This window comes from Hymenobacter terrenus (assembly GCF_000972495.1).
Classification (GTDB): domain Bacteria; phylum Bacteroidota; class Bacteroidia; order Cytophagales; family Hymenobacteraceae; genus Hymenobacter; species Hymenobacter terrenus.
The window spans coordinates 978,435-1,004,351 of the sequence record NZ_LATM01000001.1; the positions used below are offsets into that span (position 1 = coordinate 978,435).

Genomic DNA, 25,917 nt, shown 5'->3' on the forward strand with positions numbered 1-25,917 from the left:
TTTGCATAACGGGCTAGAATCTCGATAACGCTCTACGCTTGCGGAATCCAGAGCGCAAATTCACTGCCGCGACCCAGGCTACTGCGCACGCCAATGTGGCCGCCGTGCCGCTCCACTACCTGCCGCACGTAATACAAACCCAAGCCAAAGCCTTTGACATTGTGCAGATTGCCAGTGGGCACCCGAAAGAACTGGTCGAAGATGGCCTGCTGGTAGCCGGGCTCGATACCAGGGCCGTCATCGGCCACGGTGAGGTGCCAGCCGGTGGGCTCCTGGCGGCCGCGAATGGTGATGGTCACGGCTTCTTTGGAATACTTGATAGCGTTGTCGATGAGGTTGTTGATAACGTTGCCCATGTGCAACTTGTCGAATCTCACCGAGGCTGCCGGGGCTACTTCCACGTCGAATTTCACGGGCTTGGCGGCTTGCAGCTGGTGACGGGCCACGATTTCGGCCACCAGCTCGGCAGGCTGCACGGGCTCGGGCGTCAGCTGTAGTTGCTGGCGCTCATCCACGGCAATGTTCAGCACTTTCTCTACGAGGTCGGACAGGCGTTGTAGCTCGGTGCGCGAGATGCGTAAGTAGGCTTGGGTTTTGGTGGGGTTATTCAGGGCGCCAAAGTTTTGGAGGGCCTCTACGGCCGCCGACACCGTGGCCAGGGGCGTTTTCAGCTCGTGCGTCATGTTGTTGATGAAGTCGTTCTTAACCTCGGATAGCTTTTTCTGTTTGAGAATGGTGCTCAGCATCAGCCAAAAGCAGCCAGTGGTAAGGGCCAGCAGCAGCACCGAGCCGATCAGCGGTCCAGCCATCCGCTGGAGAATGTAGAACGTGGGCGCGGGAAAGCGGGCTTGGATGTAGAGGTCACGGATCAGCAGCAGCGGGACGGGCGGCGTTTGCACATCTGGCCCCGAAGACTTCGCCTGGTCCGCTGCCTGGAGCGGGCGGCCACGACGTTGGATAACTGAATCGGGCTTTCGGGCCTTGCCAGCAGGCCGCAGCCTGATTACCTGGGTTTCGCCCGGCCCGGGCAGCGAGTCGAGGGCAATTCGGAACTGTATCGAGTCGCTCAGCTGGTACTGCTGGGAGGGAATAAGCCGGAGAGTATCGAGCAGGAAACCGGCGTTGACACCACGCAGACGGAGCTCGGCCTGATAGGCCCGGGCCAACTTGGGAAGACTCAGCGGCCAGCGGTCGATGATGCGCTTGGTGTAATCAAGGCCGTGTAACGGAACAGATGAATTAGTCTTAAACCGGCGTACCGTGATACCAGCGGCGGGATTGGACTCGGCCAATTCGGGTTCCTGGCTTGGGTAGCGCAGCAAGTCCACGGTCAACACCCGAACTTTTTTGGTCGAAATCTCGGGCTGGCGGGTCATCTCAACCGTCAGGAAGCGCGTGAACGCCTCCTGCTCGCGCTGGCCGACCACGAACAGCGCCTCGCGCACATCACGGCCAAACTGCTCGCGGCTGAGCAACCAGGTTTCGTAGAGCCAGTAGGCCTGAAACCCGTTGATGCCCACGATGCAGAGCGTCATCAGCCAGAAGATAATCCGAATGCGGTGTTTCAAGCGGCAGGAAAAAACAGGGCGGAAAAGATAGGCCGCCCGCCGGGGGAGCCGTCACGAAATTACCAGATGGAGCGCGTCTTTGAGGCCCGTTAACATACTTTAACACAGAATAACAGTACTTAACAAGCCAGCGCCGGTGCTTTGTATCGTCAAATCTAACCCCTCTTTTTTCGATGAAAAAGCACCTGTTATTCGCCGCCTTTCTGGGCCTGAGCATGCCCGCGCTGGCCCAGCCCGCCGCGGGCCGCATCCACTACGAAATCACCAGCCGTCTGGACGCGCCGAAAGTCATCGGCCTCGACGGAGTGGTACTCAAGCCCGGCAGCCCCGGCTACCCTGAACTGCCCGATGCTATCACCCGCGGCATGACCCTGCTCTACGGCAAAGCCTACGCCCGCGAAGAGGAGGCAGAAGGCGGCATCCAGGTACTCGGCAATGCCCCGGAATCGGCTGGTGCCACCCCACCCCCGACGTCTCAGCGGGCACTCGACCCAGCTGCCTTCCGACCAACATTTTCTGAAACCATTTATGCCAACCTCGCCGAGCACACGCAAATGCGAGTAATCGCTGTCGGTCAGGCCGCGCGCTACCGCACCGAAGCGCCCTACGCTACTCCCGCCGACTGGCGCGAGACAGGCCGCCGCAAAGCCATTGCCGGGCTGAATTGCCGGGAGGCGAAAGCTACGTTGAAAGGTGCCCACTACACCGCTTGGTTCACCACGGAGCTGCCATTTACTTACTCGCCGGTTCGGGAAATGGCGCCGCCACGGGGCGTGGTGTTGCTGCTGGAAAACGAGAAACAGCAGTATCGCGCCACCAAGCTCGATGCCAAAGCCGTGGCCGAAACCGAATTGCAGCCGCCCAGCGATGCCCGTTTGGTCGGCCCCGCTGAACTGGCGGAGGTGCGTGACAAGGCCAAAGCTGACTTTATGCGCCAGCTGGTAGACGGGGCGGCCCAGAAGCAGTAATCAGCAGGAACCCTTACTGCTGATTTACAGATGATACGCCTCTTCTTTCTGCTGCTGGTGCTCAGCCTCCCGGCAGAAGCTCAGCGGCTCGCCGAAGCCCGCGTGTTCGGCAAGGGTACTATTGCCGGCGTGGTGCTCGACTCAGCCACCGGCAAACCGTTGCGCGCGGCCTCCGTCTCGTTGCTCCAAGGGCGCGACTCGTCGTACGTGGCCGCCACCATCACCGGCGGCGAGGGCCAGTTTGAGCTACGCGGCGTGGCATCGGGAGCTTACCAACTGCGGGTTACGTCGCTGGGCTACGCGAGCCACCACCAGCCCGTGCGTATTACCGCCGACGAGCCCGCCGTGCAGGTCGGCCCGCTCCGGCTCGGCCCCCTCAGCCAGCAGCTCGGCGAGGCTGTAGTGGTGCACGAGCGCGCCCCGGTTAGCGTGCACGGCGACACCGTGGATTTCAACGCCGTAGCCTTCAAAACCCAGCCCAACGCGGCCGTGGAATCATTGCTGAAGAAGCTGCCGGGGGTGGAAGTGGACCGCGACGGCAGCATCCGCTCGCAGGGCCAAGCCGTGAACCGCGTGCTGGTCGACGGCAAGCCCTTCTTCGGTGACGACCCCAAAATGGCCACCCGCAACCTGCCGGCCGACATCATCGACAAGGTGCAGATGTACGACCAACAAAGCGACCAGGCGGCCTTCTCGGGTATCGACGACGGCAACCACCAGCGCACCCTCAACCTTGTGACCAAGCGCGACAAGCGCAAAGGCTACTTCGGCGCCAATAGCGTGGGCGTGGGTTCCGACGGCCGCTACCAGGGCCGACTGGGCATGAACCGCTTCAACAACGGCCGCCAGATTTCGCTGCTGGCCCAGGCTAATAACGTCAACCAGCAGGGCTTTTCAGATAACGGGGACCCAGCCGCGGTCAATTTTGGCCCCGCACCCGGTGGGCCCGGTAGAGGTAGCCAGCAGAACGCGCCTGGCTCAACCAGCGCCCAGCCCGCCAACATCACCGAATCGGGTGCCATCGGCCTGAACTACCGCGACGCCTGGGGCAAGCGCGCCGAAGTGGCCACCAGCTACCTCACCAGCCGCGCCATCGTGACCACCGACCAGCAAATTCGGCGCGAAAACGTAGCCGGCTTGGCGGGTGCCGAAACTGGCCTGCCGCTCCTCACCACCCAAAACCAGCTAACCCGCCGCACAGCCAGTAGCCACCGCTTCAACCTGCTCCTGGACTATACCCTGGATTCACTGACCTCCGTGCGGCTGACGCCTTACGGCTGGTGGCAAAACACCGACCTGAACCGCCAGCTTCAGCAGCAGTCCAGCACCGGCAGCCTCCTGCTCAACCAGGGTCGCAACAGCTACGCGGCCAACACCAACAACCCCAACGGCGGCGGCAACTTCCTGCTGCTACGCCGCTTTGCCCGGCTCGGCCGCACGTTTTCGGCCAGCCTCAGCTCCACGCTCAGCAACCAGGACGGCACCGATTTCAACCGCGCCACTAACACGTTTTTTGATGCCAGCGGTACTCCCACCACGCAGCAGTTCAACCAGCGCATCGAGCAAACGACGCCCGTTCGCAACAATGTGCTGAGCTTGTCCTACGTCGAGCCGCTCTCGCTGCGCACCAAGCTGGAGGTCCATTACGCCTTCACCGATGCCCGTAATAATGGCAACCGTTTGACTTCGGATTTCAACGAAAGCAGCGGCCGATACGACCAGCTGAATGCCGGCCTAAGCAACCAATTTACGAGCTTGTTTCAGGCCAATCGGGCCGGCCTCACGGTGCAAAAGCGCCGCCTGCGCTACACCGTGGGCGTGGGGCTTGATGCCCAGCAGACCGATTTACGGGTGCACAACCGCTCGGCCGACACCATCATCCTGCGTCGTTTTATTACACTGCTGCCCAATGCTTTGTTCAACTACACCGGCCGCCGCAACCGCTCCTTGCGCCTGAGCTACCGCACCCGCCTGAATGCGCCCACCGCCACCCAGCTTCAGCCCGTGCGCGACAATTCCAACCCGCTCAACATTCAGACCGGCAACCCCAGCCTGCGCCCAGAATACGTGCAGTCGCTGATGGTCACGTATTCGCAGTTCGATGCCGCCACCAACCGCAGCGTGTTTGGCCTGCTGAACGGCAGCCGCGTCGATGACCGGATTGTGTCAGCTACCACTTTCAACACCCGGGGCGTGCAGACCACTCGGCCCGTGAACGCCGACGGCTTCTACAGTCTCAACGGCTTCCTCTCGCTGGGCCAGCGCCTGACTGCCCGCAAAATCAACCTTAATCTGACTACCAACGCCAGTTTTGTGCAGTCGCCTAGCCTTGTGAACGGCGCGTCCAATACCGGCCGTACCTGGAGCCTCGGCCAGGGTGCCAGTGTCAATTCAGCCTTCAACGACGAGCTGGAATTCGGCCTGAGTGCCAACGCGACCTACCAAAACGCCAGCTACTCCGTCCTAACGACCCAAAATACTTCCTACCTCACCCATACTCTCACAGCTGACATCTTTTACCAACTCCCGGCCCGGTTCGTACTCACCTCCGATCTGTGGTACAGCAATAACACCGGCCGCGCCGCCGGCTACAACCAGCGCATCACGCTCTGGAACATGGGTTTGGCCCGCCAGTTCTTCACCAACAAGCAGGGCGAACTAAAACTGCAAGCCTACGATGTGCTGAACCAGAACCGCAGCGTGGTCCGCAACGCTACTGAAACCTACGTGGAAGACATACGCAGCCGCGTTTTGCAGCAGTATTTTCTCCTAAGCTTCACCTACAACCTGCGACAATTTGGGAAATAGGGCGCGGAGTGGGCGAATGTGCCAACGGTCATCGCTACGCTCAGGATGGTAGGTAGGTGCTTTTACAAAGCCTCGCCGCAAACCAAAATACCTGCCGGCTGCCGCCAAACCCCTGTCGGAATTCATTAAGCAACTCCCGGCCGCCCCGCTGCCCTACCTTTGCGGCCGATATGACGCTGAAAAACGACCTTTTCCTCCGCGCCGCCCGTGGCGAAGCCACTGAGCGGACGCCCGTATGGCTCATGCGCCAAGCTGGCCGCATCCTGCCCGAATACCGTGCCCTCCGTGCCCGTCTTTCCGGCTTCAAAGAGCTGGTGGAAACGCCCGAGCTGGCCTCCGAAGTCACCATTCAGCCCGTCGATGCGCTAGACGTGGACGCCGCCATCATCTTCTCCGACATTCTGGTGGTGCCCGATGCCATGGGGCTACCCTACGAGATGGTGGAAGCCCGCGGCCCGCTCTTTCCCAACGTCATCCGCACGGCCGCCGACGTAGCCAAGCTGCGCGTGCCCGACCCCGAGGAAGGCCTTGGCTACGTGCTCGAAGCCCTGCGCATCACCAAGCGCGCCCTCAACGGCCGGGTGCCCCTCATCGGTTTCGCCGGTGCCCCCTGGACACTGCTGGCCTACATGGTGGAGGGCCACGGCTCCAAAACCTTCAGCAAAGCCCGCGGCATGCTCTACCGTGAGCCTGCCCTGGCCCACCAGCTCCTCGCCAAGATAACGGCCACCACCATTGCCTACCTGCAAGCCCAGGTAGCGGCCGGCGCCCAAGTGGTGCAGGTGTTCGACTCCTGGGCCGGCACTCTCCCGCCCGACCACTACCACGAGTTCTCGACCCGCTACATCGCCGAAATCTGCGAAGCGCTGGCTCCCCTCGTGCCCGTCACCGTCTTCGCCAAAGGTGCTTGGTGGGCCGTGCCCGATTTCGCCGCTACTCCCTGCCGCACCATCGGGCTCGACTGGAACCAAGACCCCGCCCAGGTCCGCCGCGAAGCCGGCGACAAAACCCTGCAAGGTAATCTCGACCCCTGCGCCCTCTACGGAACCCGCGAGCAGGTACAAGCGGCCACCGAAACCATGCTTCGCAAATTTGCCGGCGGCCCCCACATCGCCAACCTCGGCCACGGCGTGTACCCCGATACCGACCCGGACAACGTCCGCGTGTTTGTGGACACGGTGAAGACGTGGCAGGGTTAAGAATTAACGAGAGCTTTTCACAAAATAACCGCTTATGGTTTCGAACCTAGCCAATATCAACCAGCTATTTACCAGGATGCAAGCGGCTGGCTTTGACACCACTTCTCCCCTCAAATGGTGCTTCTATTTCACCGGCACGGATAAAGAAAAACTACGCCTGGTTTACGAAGAGCTTAAAGCCAATGACCATGCGCTGGAAAGCGTGGAAAAGGCCGAAAACAGCGAGCAATGGACTCTTTTTACCAGCACCCACGAGGCACTGACCTCGGAAGAGCTACATGAAAGAAACGAGGTTTTTAATGCGCTGGCCGCATCGTATGGTGTGGAATCATATGATGGCTGGCGCGTGGAAAAAACGACCCTGTTTTAAGCAGGGCTTTACCCTTCACAGTCAGCATTAGCTACCAGAAGAAGGACCAAACAACATGGACGTAAAAGACAGCAACGGCGCCCTTCTTACCGAAGGCGACTCGGTCACCCTCATTAAAGACCTCAAAGTAAAAGGCTCATCCCAAACGCTGAAGCGTGGCACGCTGGTCAAAAACATCCGCCTCACCAACAGCTCCGGCGAGATTGAAGGCCGCGCTGGCGGCAGTACGATGGTATTGAAAACCGAATTTCTGAAAAAGGCCTAACCCTCCTGTTTATGTCTAGTGAGAAAGAAAAAATGCTGGCTGGCGAGCTCTACGCCGCCAACGACCCGGTTTTAGTACAGGAGCGCACCCGCGCCAAACAGCTCCTGCACCGCCTGAACGTCACCGAGTACCTGGTTACGGATGCCGCCCGCGAGGTGCTGGCCGAATTGCTGCCAAACGCCGGCCAGAACCTCTACATCGAGCCTCCTTTCCACTGCGACTACGGCAGCAACATCCACTGCGGCGACAACGTGTATTTCAACGTCAATTGCGTGGTGCTGGATGTGGCCAAAGTTACCATCGGCTCCAATGTTATGTTTGCCCCGGCCGTGCAGCTGTACGCCGCTACCCATCCCCTCGATGCCGTGGTGCGCCGGACCCTGGAGCTAGGCCGGCCCATCACCATCGGCGACGACTGTTGGATTGGCGGCGGTGCTATTATCTGCCCTGGCGTCAGCATTGGCGCGGGCTGCGTCATCGGGGCCGGCGCGGTCGTTACCAAGGACATTCCGCCTTATTCGTTAGCGGTCGGCAATCCAGCACGCGTGGTAAAGAGCTTAGCGGCGTAATTTTCTACAGGCCCGCTTCTTGTGCTTCGGTGAGTAGGAGTTGTTTCTCCACCGGCACCACTCCTACCTGCTCGCAGACCAGCCCGCCGCCCAAGTTCGCCAGCGCGGCCGTGAAGGGGGCCGGGCAGCCCAGGGCCACACACAGGGCAGCAATGCTAATCACGGTATCGCCGGCGCCCGATACGTCGGAAATAGTGCGTAGGTGGGCGGGAAGGTAGGTTTTCCTGCCGTCCTGCTGCGCAAACACACCATGCTCCGACAGGGTAACCAACACCGTTTCGGGCTCCAGTACCTCGCGCAACCGCGCTACGGCGTCTTCGAAGCCGGGGCGGTCGGTATCGGGGTCGCCGAATTCTAGTTTCAGGCCCTCGCGCAGCTCTTTCAAGTTGGGTTTGAAGAGGGTGCAGTGTCGGTAGGCCAGGAAATTCTTTTTCTTGGGGTCTACTACCGTGGGAATGCCGCGCTGCCGGGCCCGGGCAATGCACTGTTCGATAATTGCCTCGTTCAGCACGCCTTTGTCATAATCCTCGAAGATTACCACGTCGGCGCGAGTCAGCAAGTCGTCATAGGCCGCCAACAGTTGCGTACTCTCGTCAGCACTAAGGTCGGTTTCTACTTCCGAGTCGATGCGCAGCAGCTGCTGGCCGTGAGCCAGAATGCGCTGCTTGACCGTGGTGGGCCGGTGCGCGCTGCGGATGATGCCATCTGCGGCGAGGTGGCGCTCGTGTAGCAGTTGCAGGAGCTGGTCGCCGCCCGTATCGGTGCCCACCACGGCGCAAAGCAGCGGCGTGGCGCCCAGGGCCTGCACGTTCAGGGCCACGTTGGCAGCCCCACCGAGGCGCTGCTCGGTGCGGGCCACGTGCACAATGGGCACCGGTGCCTCGGGCGAGAGCCGAGTGGACCGGCCCCACACGTAGGCGTCCACCATCACGTCGCCAATAATGAGGACGCGCAGGTTATTGAAGTTTTCGAAAAGCGTATTTAGGGAATCAACAGGCATTGCGGCAGCAGAAAGAAAGCTCAAAGGTAAGGGCCCGCTGCAAGAGCGAGCCCGATACCGTCGGGTTGTCGCGCAGGGGCCGCCGTCCAACGCTCTGACTTACGGCCTCCGCTTCTCCTAGAGCTTCGCTAAACTGGCCTTTATCCGCCGAAATGCCTCTACCAGCTTGTCATCGGCGGCGGCGGTGCTGAAGCGCATGCAGTTCGGTGCCCCAAATGCCTCGCCCGACACGACTGAAACCAGCGCGTCGTTGAGCAGGAACATGGCCAAATCGGTGGAGTTATTGATGGTGCTGCCGTCGGGCGCGGTGCGGCCGAAGTAGGCCGAAACCTCCGGAAAAATGTAAAAAGCCCCGTTGGGAGTAGGTGTTTTCAGGTCCGGAATGTCTTTCACGATGTCCAGCACCAAGTCCCGGCGACGGCGGTAGGCAGCCACCATCTCATCGGCCGAGCTTCGGCCGCCGCGTAGCGCCGCCAGCCCCGCCCGCTGGCTAATGGAGCAGGTACCGGACGTAATCTGGCTCTGCATTTTATCGCAGGCGGCGGCGATGTCCTGCCGGGCGGCCAGGTAGCCCAGGCGCCAGCCGGTCATGGCATAACCCTTCGAGAAGCCGTTCACGGTAATCACCCGGTCTTTCACCTCCGCAAACTGAGCCAGGCTCACGTGCTCGCCCACGAAGTTGATGTACTCGTAAATCTCATCGGCCAAGGCATATACCTGTGGGTGCCGGGCCAGAATAGCCGCAATTTCGCCCAGTTCCTCACGGCTGAACACCGCCCCCGTAGGATTGCAGGGCGACGAATACATGATGAGCTTGGTCCGGTCCGTGATGGCGGCTTCGAGCTGCGCGGCGGTCACCTTGTAGTCGTTTTCGAGGGTGCCCACCAATGGCACGGTCTTGCCTTCGGCCAGCTTTATCATTTCCTCGTAGCTCACCCAATAGGGCGAAAACACGATGACTTCATCGCCCGGATTAACCAAGCTCATGATGGCATTAGTCAGGGCCTGCTTGGCGCCAGTGCTCACCACAATCTGATTCGACAAGAAATCGAGTTGGTTGTCGCGCTTGAATTTGTCGCAGATGGCCTGCCGCAACTCCGGGATGCCGGCCACGGGCGTGTAAAAGGTGAAGCCGTCGTCGAGCGCCTGTTTGGCGGCGTCCTTGATGTATTGCGGAGTTTGAAAATCGGGCTCGCCGAAGCTGAGATTGATAACGTCAAAGCCCTTGGCGATTAGCTCACGGCACTTCTTAGCCATGGCAATGGTGGCCGATTCATTCATTGCCTGCAAACGGTCGGAAAGCGGCGAAGGGGACGCGAGAGTAGCAGTAGTAGGCATAATAAGCAATAGCGGGAAGATTCGTGAATCAAAGGTACCGTACCGGGGGCGTTAGCCCGGGTGGCCTTTCGGGGGCAGGAACGCCGTTAAACGATAATCATTGACTGAAGTAGGCCACGCTTCAACTTAGAGCATTTCGTCCTCCGCATAGCAGGCCAGGCCGTAACGCGAACGTTGTAGTGCGCGTGCCCGAACGAGGCCCAAACGAGGCCCAAACGGCGCATGCACGCGCACTGCAACGTTCGCGCTACGGTACACCGACTCCGAAACGGCTCTAAAATCAGCTCACTCTCCTAGCCGCTGCCAGCAGCGCCAGAGCACGCTCAAGTCCATACCGGCCTCATAGTCCTTGGCATAAAGCAGTTCCAGCCGCCGTAGCGTGACTTCATTAAGCGGAATGGTAGCCGCGGCAGCATCGGCGGGCGAAACTACGGCGGGCACGGCCTGCGCCGGGCCACTCATGTAGCGCAGGCCCACCCAGGTTTTATTGCCCAGCAATACAGCCAGCGCATTGCGCAGAAATCCCGCTTTTTTTGGCTGCGACCAGATGAGCAGTGGGGCCAGCAGTAGCAATCCGGCACTCGTCAGCACGTCGAGCAGGCGCTTGGCGCGGGCCTGCTGGGGCTGGTAGAGATTCAGGGCAATGTCGAGGGTGTAGTAGTCGCCGGGCGCGTCCTTGCTGCTGCTGCCGATGATGTACTGGCTGTCTTCGGGCAGAATCTTGTAGGCCACCGGCGGGTCGGCGGGCAGGCTGAGCATGAGGGCAATAATCTGGCTGGCGGGCAAGTCCTTGCCGCAGAAAATCAGCTCATCCAGCGCGTACAGGCGGATAATATCTGCCAGTTGCCGCAGCTCGCCGAGGGGCTCTTCCAAGGACGATTGGGTAAAGGAGTCGGCGATTGAATAGCCGTCCGCATCGGCCGATGCTTCGGCTTCGGGGGCCACATTTACGTAGCCAATCACGCGGGCCTGCACGGCGGCGGCTTCCAGCAGCTGGCGCACGCGGCGGCTTTCGGGGCCCGAGCCCACGATGGCAATGTTTTTCTGACGACGCTCGCTCAGGCGCAGGTCTTTGTATTTGATGAAGTGAGCCAGCAGCTGCCGGCCCACCAGCGCCGCCACGGCCCACACCCCGCCCAGAATAATCAGAGCCTTGGAAAATCGCCAGGCATCCAGGAAATTGGAGGCCGCCGAAATCAGCAGCGTACCTACGAAGATGCTGCGGGCCACCCGGGAAGTTTTCACTGGGGGGTCGTAGGCGCCACCCAGGTAGGCCGAAATCAGCCATATCAGGATGTAGGCCGGCACCGCCACCAGCATGTACTGCCGCGGATATGCCCCCGGTGCAAACTTGTGGTTGTGCTCCCAGTAGGTTTTCAAAAAGTACATGCCGCCCCAAATCAGGCCGGCATCGAGCAGCAGCGGGGCGGCCCGCACCACCAGCCGCTCCAGTACCGCCGCGCCCGCCCGCAACCAGATAGCGGCGTTTATCAACAGCGAAAACAGCCCGGCCTGGTCGGAGGCGAAGTGCTTTTCGGCAAAAATCACCATCGCCCGATAAAACACGAACACGTAGTTCACACTAGTGCGCTTCGTGCTTTCGCCCTTGTAGTGGATGATGCGGGTGCCAGGGAAATAATAGTTTTTCCAGCCGCCTTGGGTGAGGCGGTACGAGAGGTCAATATCCTCGCCGTACATGAAATAGTCTTCGTCGAGCAGGCCCACTTGGTCGAGGGCGGCCTTACGCAGCAGCATGAAGGCCCCACTCAGCACCTCTATTTCGTGAGTTTCCTCTTTATCGAGAAAGCCGAGGTGATAGCGCCCGAAGGTGCGCGACTTGGGGAAAATGCTCGCCAGCCCAAACATTTTGTAGAACGCCACGGCCGGTGTGGGCAGGGCGCGCTTGCTTTCAGGCAAAAACTGGCCCTGGCCATCGAGCATTTTCACGCCCAGGCCGCCGCAGTCGGGGTGCGCGTCCATGAAGTCGCAGCAAGCCCGGAAGGTGTCTTCTTCCACCACCGTGTCGGGGTTCAGCAGGAGCTGGTACTGGCCCGTGGCGCGGCGCAGGGCCTGGTTATTGCCCTTAGAAAAGCCGGGATTGTCGCGGTTGGCAATCAGAATTACCTCCGGGAAGCGCGCCCGCACCATGGCCACCGAGCCGTCCGCCGAGTTGTTATCCACCACGAACACCTCTACTGGCTGCCCAAGCTTCTCCACCGCTCGCCGCACTGAGAGCAGCGCCTGCTCCAGGAAATAGCAGACGTTGTAATTAACAATAACGACGGATAGCTTCACCACAGAGGGCGAAATTAAGCAGCGGCGGGCGGCTACCGGCAAAAAGACCTCGTTTTAGTACTCCCGCCTGGGCTCGATTACCTGGCAGAGCTCTTTTTAGTTTCTCTGCTCGGGCCCGACCACCTAGCCGAGTTCTGCACAGTGCTCCGGCCTGTCTCAAGTAGGAAAGAAGAGTATCGCCTCCCGGGCAAGTTCAAAAAGCGCCAGTACCGCTAGCGGTACTGGCGCTTTAGTCATTCAGTAATGAATGGAAATCCGGCCTAACGCGTCTGCCGCAGTCGCTCCACGATGCTGCGGCCGAGGGTAATCTCATCGGCATACTCCAGCTCGCCGCCCACCGGAATCCCGCGGGCAATGGTGCTGATGTGAACATTGGGCAAGTCGCGCAAACGGCGAGAGAGGTAGAAAGCCGTGGTGTCGCCCTCCATCGTGGGGCTAATGGCCAGAATGACTTCGCGCAACTCGGAGCCCTCGGCCGACGCCCGCTCCACCAGCGAATCGATGTGCAAATCCGAAGGCCCAATGCCCTCGATGGGCGAGATTACCCCGCCCAGCACGTGGTACACACCTTTGTACTGGCCAGTATTCTCAATGGCAATTACGTCGCGCACATCCGACACCACGCACACCAGACTGTGGTCGCGCAGCTTGTTAGCGCAAATGCCACACTCTTCCGAATCGGAAATGCTGTGGCAAGTGCGGCAGTAGGTTATCTCGAAGCGCATTTTGGCCAGGGCCTCAGCAAGCGTAGCCGTGGTGTCCATTTCGGCCTTGAGCAGATGAAGCGCCAGTCGCAGAGCTGTTTTGCGGCCAATACCAGGCAGCCGGGCCAGCTCGCCCACGGCATTTTCAATCAGTTTGGAAGGAAACTCCATTCGTTCGTTTAGTTATCAATTGGTAGTTGTCAATTGCCGGCGTCTGTTATCAGCGAATCTGATAACTGAACAGCAAGCAACTAACAGCTACACCACGTCGGCCGAAATGCCTCGGTCGTGAATGGCGGTGCACAGCGGCTCTAACTCCTCGTAAGTACCGATTTTGACGGCACACTGCCCCTTGTAGTGAATGAGCAGGGTGCATTGCTCAGCCTGCTCGGGCTGGTGGCCGCACACGTCAATCAGGGTTTTAATGACGTGGTCGAAGGTGTTGATGTCGTCGTTATACACGACGAGGTTGCGTAGCTCAACTTCTTCTTCGAGCAGCAGTACGTCCTCATCGTGCTCAATTTGCGGGCGAGTATTCATGAGGCAAATTTACGCTTCAGACAAATGATTGGTGAGTGTTTTTTAAAACGCCGTCAGTAGCCAAATCGTTTCGGTGGGGAGAGTGTTTTTCGGTCAAGCGACGGTACTGGTCAAATCGCAAAAAGCCCCGCCCTCCCTTTCAGGACAGCGGGGCTTGTACATAAGCAGCCAAGGATTAATTGGTATTACAAGTGCAACACTTTGCGGGTCACCTGCCTGCTGCCCTGCACGGCGCGCAGAGTGTAGTTGCCGGTAGCCAGCGTCCGCACATCCACCTGGTAGCGGCTGCTGCCTGCCGGCGCGGCCTCCCTCTGGCTGATGATTAGGCGGCCGGTCATGTCGTACAGCTCAATTTGCAGCGGTCCGGCGTCCGGCGATACCAGGTCCAGCGTCAGGTACTGCTGCATGGGTACGGGGTAGGCCTCCACCAGGAACTCAATGGTTTTGGCAAACCGCACGTACTGCACGCTGCTGTAGTTGGAAGTGCCATCCAAATCAATCTGGTGCAAGCGGTAGTAGCACGCGGCCGCCCGACGGCCCGCTCCTAGGTCGGTCGCGCTATAAGCCAGCGGCGCCGAGCTATTACCCGCCGCGGCCTTGCGGCTGATTTCTTGCCAGTCGGTGCCATTCAGGGAGCGCTCAATGGCGAACCACGCACTGTTGCGCTCCGAAGCGGTGTTCCACTTCAGCACGGCATCCAGCTCGCGGGCCGTGGCTGTAAAAGCGGTCAGCTCCACTGGCAAGGGCGACTCGGCAGTGCTCACCGTATACCAGGCGCCGTTTACCAATGTGGTATTGACCGTGACCGTACGCGTGTCGCCAACGGTTTGGGCAGCCTGTGGGCCGGGGCCCTGACGCTGCCAGGTGGCTCCATTGTCGATGCTACGCCACACCCAGGCATTGCTGCCCGAGAAGACCAGACCGTTGTTGACTTCGTTATCCGTTAGCCACGACAAGGTTAGGTCCACCGTTGCCGGGGCCGAAGTCGTTAGTCGCCAAATGCGGTCGATGCCTTTGAAGCTCGCCACCGTTGGGTTCTGACCGTAAGAATAATTGACGAGGTTGAGCCCACTGCGACGGTCTACTTGCAGCGTGAAGCTCTGCCCCAGCGGATTCACCTGGAAACCCATGCCGCCAAAGTCAACATTGGAAGCCCCGAAAACCGCCTTTTGCTGCACCAAGCTGCCTTTCACGTAGGAACTGTTCTTCTCCCCAACCACGGTAGCCGCCGCGCCCAGAGTCAGGCTGAAGCCGGTCGTGGTCAGCAGATGGCCGGTGGCCAGCTGCACACGGTTGTCGACCTGGCCATTGGAGCCGAGCACCACGTTGCCGGGATGGTTGATGCGCAGCTTATGGAGAACAGCATTATTCAGGGTCAGGTTGCGGGCCGTGCCGCTCACGCCGTTGAAAACGACCGTGCCGAGCCCTTGCACCCAGGTGCCAGTGTTGAGCAGGTCGCCTTCGTCGAGAAACAAGCGGGGCCGCGCCGGGGAGGTAGCCGTTTGGTTAAACTCGCCCGCGTTCTGGAACGCTTTGCCGGCCGCATCACCGCGCACGTACAGCACCGAATCGGTAACGGCCAGAATGCCACCGGGCCCGTTGTAGAGGGTCTGGGCCTGGCCCGCCCGCGGGGCAGCTGCGCCGCCCAAAAGCAGCAACGCCAGCAGCGCCGAGGGGTGTCTGAGAGACTGTTTCATGGCAATTGTCATTAACATTACCACTTAGCGCTGCCCTTGAGCCGTGGCCTGACCAGCTTCCAAAGCCCGCAAACGGGCTTCGAAGGACTGGACCGCTGCTTCGGCTTTCTCAGCCCGCTGCTCAGCCGAGGCGGCGCGAGCACCATTTTGCTGTAGAGCTACGTTCTCGGCTTTGAGCGCGCTAATCTGAGCCTGCTGCTCTTGGATGGCTTTTACCAGGACGGGCACCATTTCAGCGTAGTTCACGCCCAAGGTCTGGTTGGCATCAGTGCCGACCGAAACAACTTCGGGTACTACTTTCTGCAACTCCTGCGCGATAAAGCCGATTTTGTTGGTTTTGGTTGGCGTCTGCTTCCAGGCGTAGCGCACCGGACGCAAGGCCATTACCGTACTCAAGCCGTAGCCCAAGCCCGTAACATTGGTTTTCAGGCGGGAGTCGGAGGTTTGGATGGTGCCGTTAACAGCATACACGGCTAACCAACGAGCGCCAGAGTTACCAATATTGTGAGCATTATCGCTAGCAGGCACTACGTCACCTTGTACATTCACACCAGCAGAATATAGATTAGCCCAACGCCGGCTCGAAAGACCTAAGTCCCCGCCGCCATCAAATTGTGGAATAACGTTACCATTAATTGTCAGGCGCTCATTTAAGGGAGAAGTTAAGCTAGTCAAGCCAATGCCAACATTGTTACCGAAACGCGAGAACGCGCCCACAGATAAATTGGCCCCTGCACTCAGGTTTGCAGGAGCAATCACGCTACCGCCTCCAATGGAGATGTTACTTCCAGCAGGACCTACGGTGAGAGTGCCTTGCAACGAACCCGAACCATCCAGGATGAATCCGCCGGCTTGAGCAGCCCCGGTAGTCCTATTTTCAACAAAGCCCTGTCCTGATGATGCTACCGTAGCAGTCGTGGATACCAAGTTGCCATTCGAGTCAACGCCTACCAGGCGGTTCGCCGCCACCGAGCCGTTGGCTAGGTTAACCACCCGGGCATTTTGAGTGGTGGTGAGCCCAGCTACGTTCAGCGAAGTACCTACCGTGGCCGAAGTACCCACCGTCAAGGCATTACCTAACGTACCCGAACCATCAATATTGAAATTAGCTCCGCTCTGGACGGTCGTCTGGTTGTTGATGCCAGCGGCGGGCGCGGCTTGGGTGCTGAGGACACCAGCGGCATCGGCCACTACCAACCGCGAGCCGGTGCCGGCCAAATTGGCTAACGTAGTGGTTCCGGCTACGTTCAAAGTATTGCTAAGCGTAGTGGCGCCCGTCACGCCGAGCGTGCCACCCACCGTCGCATTGTTGGTCACACCCACCGAGTTTAGGGTGCTGGCCCCAGTTACTCCTAAAGTGGTGCCCACCGTCAGAGAAGTCCCTACCGTACCCGAATTGTTCACGGCGAGCGTACCTACAGTGCCTGCGCCGCTGATGTTAAAATTGGCGCCGGCCTGCTGGGTGGTCTGGTTAAAAATACCTGCTGTCGGCAGCGGCTGCGCGCTCAGCAGACCGTTGTTGTCGGTTACCACTAGGCGCGAACCACCGCCAGCCAGATTGGCAAGCGTAGTGGCTCCGGTCACGCCGAGCGTACCGCCCACGGTAGCGTTATTGGTTACGCCTACCGAGTTGAGGGTGCTGGGCCCGCCTACGCTCAGGCTGGTGCCCACGGTGGCAGAAGTGCCCACGGCCAGCGAAGTGCCTACCTGGCCGGTACCGCCCACGTTGAAATTGGCACCGGTTTGCACGGTAGTTTGGTTGAGTACGGCATCAATAGCAGTCGGAATAGCCTGAGTGCTTAGGTCACCGTTGTTATCCGTCACGACCAGACGCGTACCACCACCACCTAGGTTAGTAATGCGGGTGGTACCACCAATAGTAGTATTATTCGCCACATTCACCGAGTTCAAAGCAGCTAGGCCGCTGGTAGTCAAGGCCGACAGGCTCGTGTTCCCAAAGACATTCAGGGTGCTCGGTACGGTCGCAGTCCCGATAGTGGTATTGCGCAGCGTAGTATTTCCCGTCACGCCCAGGCCACCGGTTACGGCGGCACCACCAGCCAGCGTAGAGCCGCCAGCCACGTTGAGCGTACCGCCCAATCGGCCGTTGCCATCAATGTTGAAGCTGGCTCCTGCCTGTGGAGTTGTGGTATTGTTATTATTGATGGCATTAACCACCACCGCGGGCTGCACGCTCAAATTACCGGATGCGTCCGACACGACCGTGCCGGCTCCAAAGCTTGAGATACGGGCGCTGCCCAGCGTTGAAAGGCCGGTTACGCCCAAGTTGCCCCCTACCGTGGCACTGTTCGTCACGCTGGCCGAATTCAGCGTCGCGACACCACCCACGCTCAAGGCGTTGCTGATGTTGGCGCTACCAGCCACGTCCAGCTTCTGGGTGGGGCTGAGCACGCCAATGCCGACATTGCCGCTGATGTAGGAATTACCCCGCACGTCGAGTGTTTGCTGGGGGCTGGTGGTGCCTACACCCAGGCTGTTACCAATCAGGCCGGTACCGTTAATATTGAAATTGGCTATCTGCTGGGCGCTGGACGAGGTCAGGTTCTGCACAAAGTCGTTGAGGCCGCCGGGTAGAGTCTGGGTGAAAAGCACCCCGTTCGCGTCGGCAGTCACAATGCGGTTACCCCCGCCATTAATGGCCCCGCCCAAGTCCTCAATTCGTACGCCGCCGCCCCGCACGTGCAAGCGTTGTGTGGGTGCAGAAACGCCAATGCCTACGTTAGCGGCATTACCCAGTGAGATGGCATTGCTCACGTCGACCACCGCGTTAGCTCCAATGGCCGTCGCATTGCTCAGGCCGTTTACGCTGGTATTAGCGTTTTGCCCAATAAAAGTGTTGCTCGTGCCCAACGTCTGGGCGCTGCCGGCTCCGATACCAATGGCGGTGTTGCCATCGCCGGAAGCAGCGTTGAGAGCTGCCGTGAAACCAATGAAGGTGTTACCGGTGCCACCGGCATTGCGCCCCGCATCGTCACCGATGAAGGTGTTGTTGTTGCCCGTATTATTGCCACTACCGGCCCGATAACCCAAGTAAGTATTTGATAGTCCTGAGCTAACGCTACTACCGGCTTCCGTACCCACAAACGTGTTGCGCGTACCACTGCTGGTGTTTTGCCCGGCATTCACCCCTAATAAAGTGTTATTGGCGCCGGTGAGCGTGCCCGGAGTGGTTCCCAACCCAATAACCAGGCTACTGCTAGCTGGTATTCCTAAATTTAGGGCCCCATCCTGGCGCAGGCGCATCCGCTCAGTATTACCGACCCGGAAGGCCAAATCCTGGGCGTCGATGGTACCGAGGAAATTGTTGCTCGGGCTAGTGCCAGCGTTGCCAGTTGTACGCCAGAATTCCAGGCCTACCGGCGCGGCCGAAGTCACGAACCGCACCCAGAGAGGGCTCGCGCTGGTGTTAGAGTTGTAATAATACCCAACCCCAGTCGCTAGTGCCGCGTTACTATTGTACACCAGCAGCGACGGCGCGGGGTTCGGAACAGTTGTTGCGTCAGTGAGCGAACTCAGCGCTACCCGCGGAATGAGTAAGCCACGATTCGAACTGGTAATGTCGAGCGCGGCTGATGCGTTGGGACTGGTAGTTCCAATCCCAGTTTGGGCCTGAGTATTCGAAACTGCCGCAATCATTAGCAAGCCAGCAATTCCAAGCGGGAAAGGAAATGAGGAGACTTTTTTCATGAAAAAAGGGATTGTATGAAGGAGAGGGAATTAAGGACTGATTAAAATCGTGAATAATTATCACTCAACAAAGTAATAGGATAATTTCTAAATTGACTAGTAATACTTGTATTATCTTTTAACCTGGCCTTTATGCAGCATTCTCACGTAGTAATTTGGGACTGCGGATTCTCATTTTGAGAAATTATCCAGATTATTTAAGCTTAAACCCATATGCCCATCCCTACCCCTGAATTTAAAAAAGCCCTCAAGCGTCTTACCGAAACGGAGAAGGAATCTTTGCTGCTTCGTGCCGTGCGCCGCGACGCCGAGCTGTATGAAACTTACCGCTTCGAGCTTCTGGCCGACGTAACCGTGGGTCAGATTCAGGAAGAAACCGCTGACCGCATCCACGTGCTGTTCAACGTGGCCGTAACCGGACGCCTGCTCAATCGCAGTCTCGTGAAAGCTGTACGCGCCGGCGTGCAGGAAGCCGCCCGCGCCCGCCGCATCACCAAAAGCAAACAGCTTGAAATCGACTTGCTGCTCTACATTCTGCGCCAGTGCATTGACAACTACTCCGGCCAGTTCGACAGCGTGTACGACGGGTTCTTCAACGCTACGGCCCGGCTGGCGACTCGGGTCCCGGCCCTCGTACTCAAAAGCCTGCACGAAGACCTATGGGTAGAGTACAAGCCCGAATTAGATGAAATCCTGCGGGAACTACACAACCGCAGCAAAAGCCGCCTCCTCAAATTCGAGCTGCCTCGCATCTTCGCCCTGCCGGAGTAATTTAGCAAAAAAGCCCGCCATACTTGGCGGGCTTTTTTGCTAAATTACTTATGGCCTGAACTAAACCTCACCTAAACCCGTGGAATCGGTTAAATTCAAGCTGGGTTATGATTAGGAATTTTTAGCGATAACGTTGAAAGTCAGATCAAAATTGTCGTTGATGGCTTTGTCACCAATGCTATCGAAGAACGTTTTCGAGCCATACTTCAGGCCGAATTTGGTGCGGTCGATGGTCACCTTGCCAGTGGCGGCGGCCACACCGTCTTTCACGCCCACTTTGGCCGGGAAACTGATGCGCTGCGTTACACCTTTGATGGTCATGTCGCCGGTGATGGTAGCGTTGTCAGCATCCTTAGCAGCACCTTTGATAGGGGTCACGCTCACGATTTTGAACGTAGCGGTCGGATACGTAGCCACGCCGAAGAAGTCATCACCACTCATGTGACCCACAAATTTACCCTGCGACTCGGCATCCTTAATGTCGGTGGCTTTCATGCTCTTCATGTCGACGGTTACGGTGCCGCCCACGAGGGCATTACCTTTTACCAACAGTTCACCATCGGTGAAGTTCATGGTACCGTTATGGCCATGCGTCACGGCCTTGCCTTCCCAGCCCAAGGTGCTCAGTTGAGGCTGTAGCTTATAGGCTGGGGCGTTGGTGGCCATTTTGGCGCTGTTCATCTTTTGCGCCGAAGCAGCAGGGGCAGTGCCGATAACGGCAACAGCAAACAGGGCGGGCAACAGAAATTTTTTCATTATGAAAAAGAAATTTGGAAAAGTAAGCAGTAAAAAAGGTGAAAATTTACGGACGGGCCGTAACGAAAAAGCATGCCAAAGACAAAGGCAATTATTTATTTAAAAAGTCAATTACCCCGTCGTCCGAATCTTATCGAGTAAGGCATTGAGTTGATGTATTTCGGCTTCGCTAAGTTGGTTGATGCCACTGGAATCGAGAATATGGGACTCCTCAATGTGGTCGAGCAAATCCAGGCCAGCTTTCGTGATGCGGATGTCAACGGCCCGGCGGTTGGCGGGGCAAACGGTACGCGTTACAAGTTTTTTTTCCTCTAACCGGTCCACGATGCGCGAGGCATTACTGGTTTTATCCAGCATCCGCTCGATGAGCAGGGCCACCGTGGCCGGCAGTGGATGCTGCCCGCGCAAGATGCGAAGAATGTTAAATTGCGGGAGCGTCAAGCCAAACGGTTTGAACATAGCGGCTTGGCGCAGTTGCAACCAGCCCGATGTATATATCAGGTTGATGTGAGCCTTCTGGTATTCGTCGCGAAAAATGGGCTGTTTGATTTCGTCTTCGATGCGCATGGTGGGCAATGGAATCGGGTGCAAATATATGTACGTACATTTAATGTCACAACATTGGTTCAATTTATTTTTTAAGTGAGACAGTCAATGGAATAGGTGTTTCACCTAAAAGCGGCAAAACACGTATCCCCGCAGATTAACCCACTGTTATTCGCTATGCATCGCCTTTTTCTTCTCTTACTGGCAGTTAGCTATTTGGCTACCACTCCCTACAACGCGGCAGCCCAGGAGGGTGGCTACCCAACTCAGACTAGTCCCCGCACGCAATTCCTCTTCAAAGACGGCGAAGTAGTTCGCCGCGAAGGCAGCAAGATTACTCCGCTCACCCAGAATATAAAGCTGGTCAACGGCGTCAAAATCAACTATAAAAATGGCATTGTGGAAATGCCCGCCGACAAGGTCCATCCTCAAGGCAAAAAGCTAACTCTGCACGAGGGAGACTACGTGCGGGCCGATGGCGGCGTCGTGTTTGCCACGCCCGGTAGCGCGGCCGCCGCCCGCGGTGAGTCTGCCACTAATGCCAGCGGCAAGTACGAGCCGTACGTGCAGCGCGGCCCGGGCTTTGCCGACCCGGCTTTGCAGATGTCCCTGCTCAATAAAAAAATCGAACTACTAACTCAAAAAATCAATCTGCTTAGCCAAGGCCGGACAACGATGCCCGACACCAAAGCTATTGATGACCAACTCACCCAGCTCGACGCACAACTGACACCTAATAAATAACCTCTGCAATCAGCCTTGCAGGGAAAGCTGCCCCAACTCCTCCCCTACCAAGCCAAACGGCTCGTTGCTGACTATCAGGAAGCCGTCGAGGTCGTGCACGTCAGCTAGGGCACTGATTTGCAGCGCGGCCGCAATACCCAAGCTGGTTTCGACCATACAACCTAACATGGGCAGCAAGCCATGGGCCCGGGTTTGCCGCAGCAGTTCAATGCCGCGCCGAAAGCCGCCCGCCTTCATCAGCTTCACGTTCACACCGTGAAACTGCTGGGCAATGTCAGCAAAGTCCGCCGTATCGGTCACCGATTCATCGGCCAGGAGTGGCACCATACTGCGGGGGCGTAGATAGCGGTAGTCATCGGCCAGGCCAGCGGGCAAAGGTTGTTCCAGCAGACGCAAGTTGATGCCAGGCAGAGTCCGCACTTGCTCTAGAAACTGCAATAAGCTGTCGGCATCAGGCCAGGCCTCATTGCCATCCACCAAGAGAGCGTGGCCGGGCAGCGCGTGGGCTACTTCCCGCAGCAAATTGAGCCCTTCCGTTTGGTTTACTTTGATTTTGAGCAGTTGGAAGCGAGCCGCACCTTGCTCGCGCAGAAACCCGCCAATAGCTGCCGGCTCCATAATAGGTAGCGAAAACGCTGTGGGCACCGCCTGGGCAGGCGGGGGCACGCCCAGCCATTGCCACACCGGCTGCCCGGCCCGCGCAGCCAGCCATTGCACCAATGCAGCTTCCAGGGCAAAGCTTAGGGCATGCGCCACGGGCTGCGTGGCCAGCAGGGCGTCCAGATCGGCTAATGAGTAAATAGTTGCTAAACCTTTCATCTGCAACATCCCCAGCTGTTCTAACAGTAGCTCCGATGACTCACCATAGCGTACATTGGGAGCCGCCTCACCAGCGCCAGTGTGGCCTTGGCCGCTCACCCGCACGATAAGATTAGTTTTACTGATAGAGGCGTTACGAGAAATTTTCCACACGTAGCGCAAAGGCAGTTCGAGCGGTTGGATAGACCAGTGGAGCATAGGCAAGCGGCATCGCGGAGCGATTTTGAAGAGAAGAAACCAAAAGTAGTAGGCAACCGCTCGGCATAGTAAAAGGAGCAACTGAACCGGTTTTTTTGACAATTCACCTAGATAAAAGATTATAACTTCCCCAAAGAGCATTATTCTATTACAATTCTTCATACTTTTGTACAAGCACAAAGTCCATAACTATCTCAACTTATGAAAAACACTTTACTCGGCTTTTCTCTATTTTGCTTGCTATCGGCTGGTTGCCCTCCCAGCGCATTGGCTCAGTCCAATCCTTCCGAATCCAGCGGCTACTTACCTTGGTTTACAGTGCAAAACCACACTGTGATGGTGCAAAATGGTACTAAAACAAAGCCTTTGGGTAAAGATGTCACCTTGCCTAGTGGTATTCGGGTGGAGTATCGTACGCAGGCCGTCGTGCTCGCTAATGGCACCCGCGTGACGATGCAGGAAGGTGACATGCTGAGCCTGAATGGTGAGTTTATTCGCCACAAGGGCGAAGATGCGAGCCAGCCAGTTGCCTCAACGTCAACAATTATAACCGCCCCAGAAGTAATAACGCCAGCACCTGCCCCAACGGTTGCGCCAGCCGTTACCATGGCAGTGGCGCCAACAGTGGCACCGGCTGCGGCGAAAGCACCAGCGCCACGAGCTACTTTCTCTTATCAGCCCACAGCACCAGTCAATGGCAAACTGCGGGGTGTGGTAGAACTCGGGGCAAGCGGCTTTAATATGTTCATCATTCGTATAGATGAAAAGCGCAATTGGAAGCTCGAAAAATCAGAGTTTGGTAATAGCTTGGTCATAGAAAACATGGCTACTGAAGCCGATATCCGCAATGGCTTGAAAGCTTACATCGGTAAGATGCTAGATTTTGGCGTGGGAGGGCGCGACATTCACTTTGTGGTTAGTTCTGGCGCAGTTGCAGCGGAAGGAACCAAGAAAATCGTGAAAGGCCTGGAGTCGTTTAAATATGTAGTAACTACCGTTACTCCAGAGCTTGAGGGGGCTTTAGGCCTGCGGGCAGCGTTGCCCGCCAGCTTTTCCGACAACTCTTTCCTGGTTGACATGGGCTCAGGCAACACCAAAGTTGCCTGGATGGATAAAGGGCAGACTCACGTAGTGAGTACCTTCGGCTCCAAGTACTTTGAGCAAAATACCGACCCGAGGTCGGTCGCGACCGACGTTAAGGCGAAGGCGGAGCAAGTACCGGCTAAGCTGCGCGGCACCTGCTTCATCATCGGTGGAGTACCCTATGAGTTGGCGAAGGCCGTACGGCAGGGTCAGGAGCCTTACACCGTCTTGAGCGCCGCCGATGCTTACCCACAATTGACGGGTGCTAAAGTCAAAGCTGGTCTAACTATCTACCAAGCCATAGCTGCAGCCACGGGCTGCCAGCAATTTGTGTTTGGCTATGATACCAACTTCACTATTGGTTACTTGCTGTCGCTGCCATAGCATCCCGTAAATACTGCCATCCAAAAACGCCCTATGCTCACGTGCATGGGGCGTTTTTAATTTTCTAGTTTCGCCAATGTATAGATGGCTGGGGTTAGTGCGCGGATAATGCCGTTCTTTAGGCCTTCATTCCCCCCTTGCGGCCTTTTTTACTTTTTATGGCAAAATCCCGTTTATTCTTAGCTGCTGGCACCTTGCTAGTGGCCGGCCTTATTACCGCGCTGGCGGCCAATCATGTACTCGCATTACCCGCCCCCGTGCCGGTAGCTGCCCGCTGGGTGGCACTGCTATTCCTGGCCGCTGCCGTCGCACCTCGACGCTCACTCACTCTCTGGATTGTGGTTAGCATGCTGATAGGCATTGAGCTAGGCCACGATGCTCCAGCCGTCGCGGTCAGCCTAAAAGTGCTGAGTGACGCATTTTTGCGGTTAGTCAAAACCATTATCGCACCACTGGTTTTTGCGACGCTGGTGGTTGGCATCGCGGGCCATGCAAATCTTAAGCAAGTGGGCCGCATGGGCCTTAAAGCACTGATCTACTTTGAAATTGTCACCACTTTTGCCCTGTTTATCGGCTTGGCCGCCATCAATCTCACAAAGGCCGGTGTGGGCATCAGTCAGGCTGGCGTGAAAGAAGAGGCGCTGACTGCCGCGCCACCCCAAACGGCCGCTGACATCATTCTGCACATTTTCCCCGAGAACATTGCTAAATCGGTGGCCGAGGGGCAAGTACTACAGGTTGTAATTTTCGCTATACTGTTTGCCATTGGCTTGGCTCTCACCCCTGAGCGGCCCCGCCGCGTGATGCTGGAATTTTGCGAAAGCTTGTCTGAAGTTATGTTCAAATTCACCAACGTGGTAATGTACTTCGCGCCACTGGGTGTGGGTGGAGCCCTAGCCTATACGGTGGGAAAAATGGGCTTCGCTCCACTACTTAATGCTTTTCAACTGCTTCTTACCCTCTACGGCGCCCTTGTTGCCTTCACGCTGCTCATACTACTGCCGGTGGCACTGCTGGCGCGCATTCCACTGCGCCGCTTTATCGCGGCCGTGGCTGAGCCGGTCAGCATCGCCTTTGCTACCACCTCTTCCGAAGCGGCTTTACCACGAGCTATGGAGGCAATGGAAAGCATTGGCGTACCGCGCCGCATTGTGGCTTTTGTTATGCCCACTGGTTATTCGTTTAATTTGGACGGAACTACGTTATACCTGTCCTTAGCTGCGGTGTTTGTAGCCCAGGCGGCTGGGGTACCTTTTACGTTTGGGCAGCAGCTATTAATGGTATTTACGCTAATGCTCACCAGCAAAGGGGTAGCCGGGGTGCCGCGGGCCTCGTTGGTTATTTTGCTGGCTACAGTGGCTTCATTCAATCTACCCGCCTGGCCGGTGTTCATCATCTTAGGCATTGATGCACTAATGGATATGGCCCGTACGGCCGTGAATGTACTTGGCAACTGCCTGGCGTCAGCAGTAGTGGCGCGGTGGGAAGGCGAGTTTGTAGACGACTACCACGGGCCCGATCCGGCAGCCGTGTTATAGTTTTAACTGGCTATGGAAATTGAACGAAATCTGGCCCGTTATTTTTATA

The 25,917-nt window shown here is 57.7% G+C and carries 21 protein-coding genes; 10 read left to right on the forward strand and 11 right to left on the reverse strand.

The annotated features are described in order from the left end of the window. Positions 1-32: 32 nt before the first annotated feature. On the reverse strand, positions 33-1,568 hold the full coding sequence (locus tag WX88_RS04140) for a sensor histidine kinase (RefSeq protein WP_052732309.1): 1,536 nt from the start codon (positions 1,566-1,568) through the stop codon (positions 33-35). A gap of 173 nt (positions 1,569-1,741) precedes the next feature. Here WX88_RS04140 and WX88_RS04145 point away from each other — a divergent pair, with 173 nt between their 5' ends. From WX88_RS04145 to WX88_RS04170, 6 genes are all read left to right on the forward strand, one after another. Further along, the gene (locus WX88_RS04145; protein WP_046242925.1) at positions 1,742-2,536 is read left to right on the forward strand and encodes a hypothetical protein; all 795 of its coding nucleotides are present in this window, start codon (positions 1,742-1,744) and stop codon (positions 2,534-2,536) included. A gap of 30 nt (positions 2,537-2,566) precedes the next feature. Continuing rightward, the gene (locus tag WX88_RS04150) at positions 2,567-5,344 is read left to right on the forward strand and encodes an outer membrane beta-barrel family protein (RefSeq protein WP_046242926.1); all 2,778 of its coding nucleotides are present in this window, start codon (positions 2,567-2,569) and stop codon (positions 5,342-5,344) included. Between the two features lie 170 nt (positions 5,345-5,514). Then, positions 5,515-6,543: a uroporphyrinogen decarboxylase gene (gene hemE / locus WX88_RS04155; RefSeq protein ID WP_046242927.1), complete on the forward strand. Its 1,029-nt coding sequence runs from the start codon at positions 5,515-5,517 to the stop codon at positions 6,541-6,543. A 34-nt stretch (positions 6,544-6,577) separates the two neighbouring features. Continuing rightward, positions 6,578-6,913, forward strand: a complete 336-nt coding sequence (locus WX88_RS04160) for a ribonuclease E inhibitor RraB (protein WP_046242928.1) — start codon at positions 6,578-6,580, stop codon at positions 6,911-6,913. A gap of 55 nt (positions 6,914-6,968) precedes the next feature. Further along, positions 6,969-7,178, forward strand: a complete 210-nt coding sequence (locus WX88_RS04165; RefSeq protein WP_046242929.1) for a zinc ribbon domain-containing protein YjdM — start codon at positions 6,969-6,971, stop codon at positions 7,176-7,178. 11 nt (positions 7,179-7,189) lie between these two features. Then, positions 7,190-7,747, forward strand: a complete 558-nt coding sequence (locus WX88_RS04170; protein WP_046242930.1) for a sugar O-acetyltransferase — start codon at positions 7,190-7,192, stop codon at positions 7,745-7,747. Between the two features lie 4 nt (positions 7,748-7,751). On the opposite strand, the gene WX88_RS04175 is transcribed toward WX88_RS04170, so the two are convergent. The 7 genes from WX88_RS04175 to WX88_RS04205 all read right to left on the reverse strand — a co-directional run bounded on the left by WX88_RS04175 (position 7,752) and on the right by WX88_RS04205 (position 19,029). Further along, positions 7,752-8,747, reverse strand: coding sequence for a bifunctional heptose 7-phosphate kinase/heptose 1-phosphate adenyltransferase (locus WX88_RS04175; protein WP_046242931.1), 996 nt, complete (start codon positions 8,745-8,747; stop codon positions 7,752-7,754). A gap of 117 nt (positions 8,748-8,864) precedes the next feature. Then, entirely contained in the window at positions 8,865-10,085 is a 1,221-nt protein-coding gene (locus WX88_RS04180; protein ID WP_046242932.1) for a pyridoxal phosphate-dependent aminotransferase, read from the reverse strand. A gap of 285 nt (positions 10,086-10,370) precedes the next feature. Continuing rightward, positions 10,371-12,383, reverse strand: coding sequence for a glycosyltransferase (locus tag WX88_RS04185; protein ID WP_197076660.1), 2,013 nt, complete (start codon positions 12,381-12,383; stop codon positions 10,371-10,373). A 257-nt stretch (positions 12,384-12,640) separates the two neighbouring features. Next, positions 12,641-13,255 carry a recombination mediator RecR gene (recR, locus tag WX88_RS04190; RefSeq protein WP_046242933.1) on the reverse strand — a complete coding sequence of 205 codons (615 nt, stop codon included), beginning with the start codon at positions 13,253-13,255 and terminating at the stop codon, positions 12,641-12,643. 87 nt (positions 13,256-13,342) lie between these two features. Continuing rightward, positions 13,343-13,624: an ATP-dependent Clp protease adaptor ClpS gene (locus tag WX88_RS04195; protein WP_046242934.1), complete on the reverse strand. Its 282-nt coding sequence runs from the start codon at positions 13,622-13,624 to the stop codon at positions 13,343-13,345. Between the two features lie 185 nt (positions 13,625-13,809). Then, positions 13,810-15,321 (reverse strand): T9SS type A sorting domain-containing protein, encoded by a 1,512-nt coding sequence (locus WX88_RS04200; protein ID WP_046242935.1) that lies wholly within the window; start codon positions 15,319-15,321, stop codon positions 13,810-13,812. A 24-nt stretch (positions 15,322-15,345) separates the two neighbouring features. After that, positions 15,346-19,029: a tail fiber domain-containing protein gene (locus WX88_RS04205; RefSeq protein WP_082115828.1), complete on the reverse strand. Its 3,684-nt coding sequence runs from the start codon at positions 19,027-19,029 to the stop codon at positions 15,346-15,348. A 213-nt stretch (positions 19,030-19,242) separates the two neighbouring features. Here WX88_RS04205 and WX88_RS04210 point away from each other — a divergent pair, with 213 nt between their 5' ends. Then, complete coding sequence (locus WX88_RS04210) at positions 19,243-19,800, forward strand: hypothetical protein (protein ID WP_046242937.1); 558 nt, start codon at positions 19,243-19,245, stop codon at positions 19,798-19,800. A gap of 111 nt (positions 19,801-19,911) precedes the next feature. Here WX88_RS04210 and WX88_RS04215 read toward each other — a convergent pair whose 3' ends face one another. Beyond that, positions 19,912-20,556 carry a YceI family protein gene (locus tag WX88_RS04215; protein ID WP_046242938.1) on the reverse strand — a complete coding sequence of 215 codons (645 nt, stop codon included), beginning with the start codon at positions 20,554-20,556 and terminating at the stop codon, positions 19,912-19,914. Positions 20,557-20,667: 111 nt separating this feature from the next. Then, entirely contained in the window at positions 20,668-21,123 is a 456-nt protein-coding gene (locus WX88_RS04220) for a MarR family winged helix-turn-helix transcriptional regulator (RefSeq protein ID WP_046242939.1), read from the reverse strand. Positions 21,124-21,279: 156 nt separating this feature from the next. Here WX88_RS04220 and WX88_RS04225 point away from each other — a divergent pair, with 156 nt between their 5' ends. After that, entirely contained in the window at positions 21,280-21,846 is a 567-nt protein-coding gene (locus WX88_RS04225; RefSeq protein ID WP_197076661.1) for a DUF6799 domain-containing protein, read from the forward strand. A 9-nt stretch (positions 21,847-21,855) separates the two neighbouring features. Here WX88_RS04225 and WX88_RS04230 read toward each other — a convergent pair whose 3' ends face one another. Further along, positions 21,856-22,863 (reverse strand): dipeptide epimerase, encoded by a 1,008-nt coding sequence (locus WX88_RS04230; protein WP_046242941.1) that lies wholly within the window; start codon positions 22,861-22,863, stop codon positions 21,856-21,858. A gap of 201 nt (positions 22,864-23,064) precedes the next feature. Here WX88_RS04230 and WX88_RS27195 point away from each other — a divergent pair, with 201 nt between their 5' ends. Together WX88_RS27195 and WX88_RS04240 are read left to right on the forward strand one after the other, a co-directional pair. Next, positions 23,065-24,330 (forward strand): DUF6799 domain-containing protein, encoded by a 1,266-nt coding sequence (locus WX88_RS27195; protein WP_052732310.1) that lies wholly within the window; start codon positions 23,065-23,067, stop codon positions 24,328-24,330. Positions 24,331-24,488: 158 nt separating this feature from the next. Beyond that, a complete protein-coding gene (locus WX88_RS04240) occupies positions 24,489-25,868 on the forward strand; it encodes a dicarboxylate/amino acid:cation symporter (RefSeq protein WP_046242942.1) in 1,380 nt (459 codons plus the stop codon). Positions 25,869-25,917 lie beyond the last annotated feature (49 nt).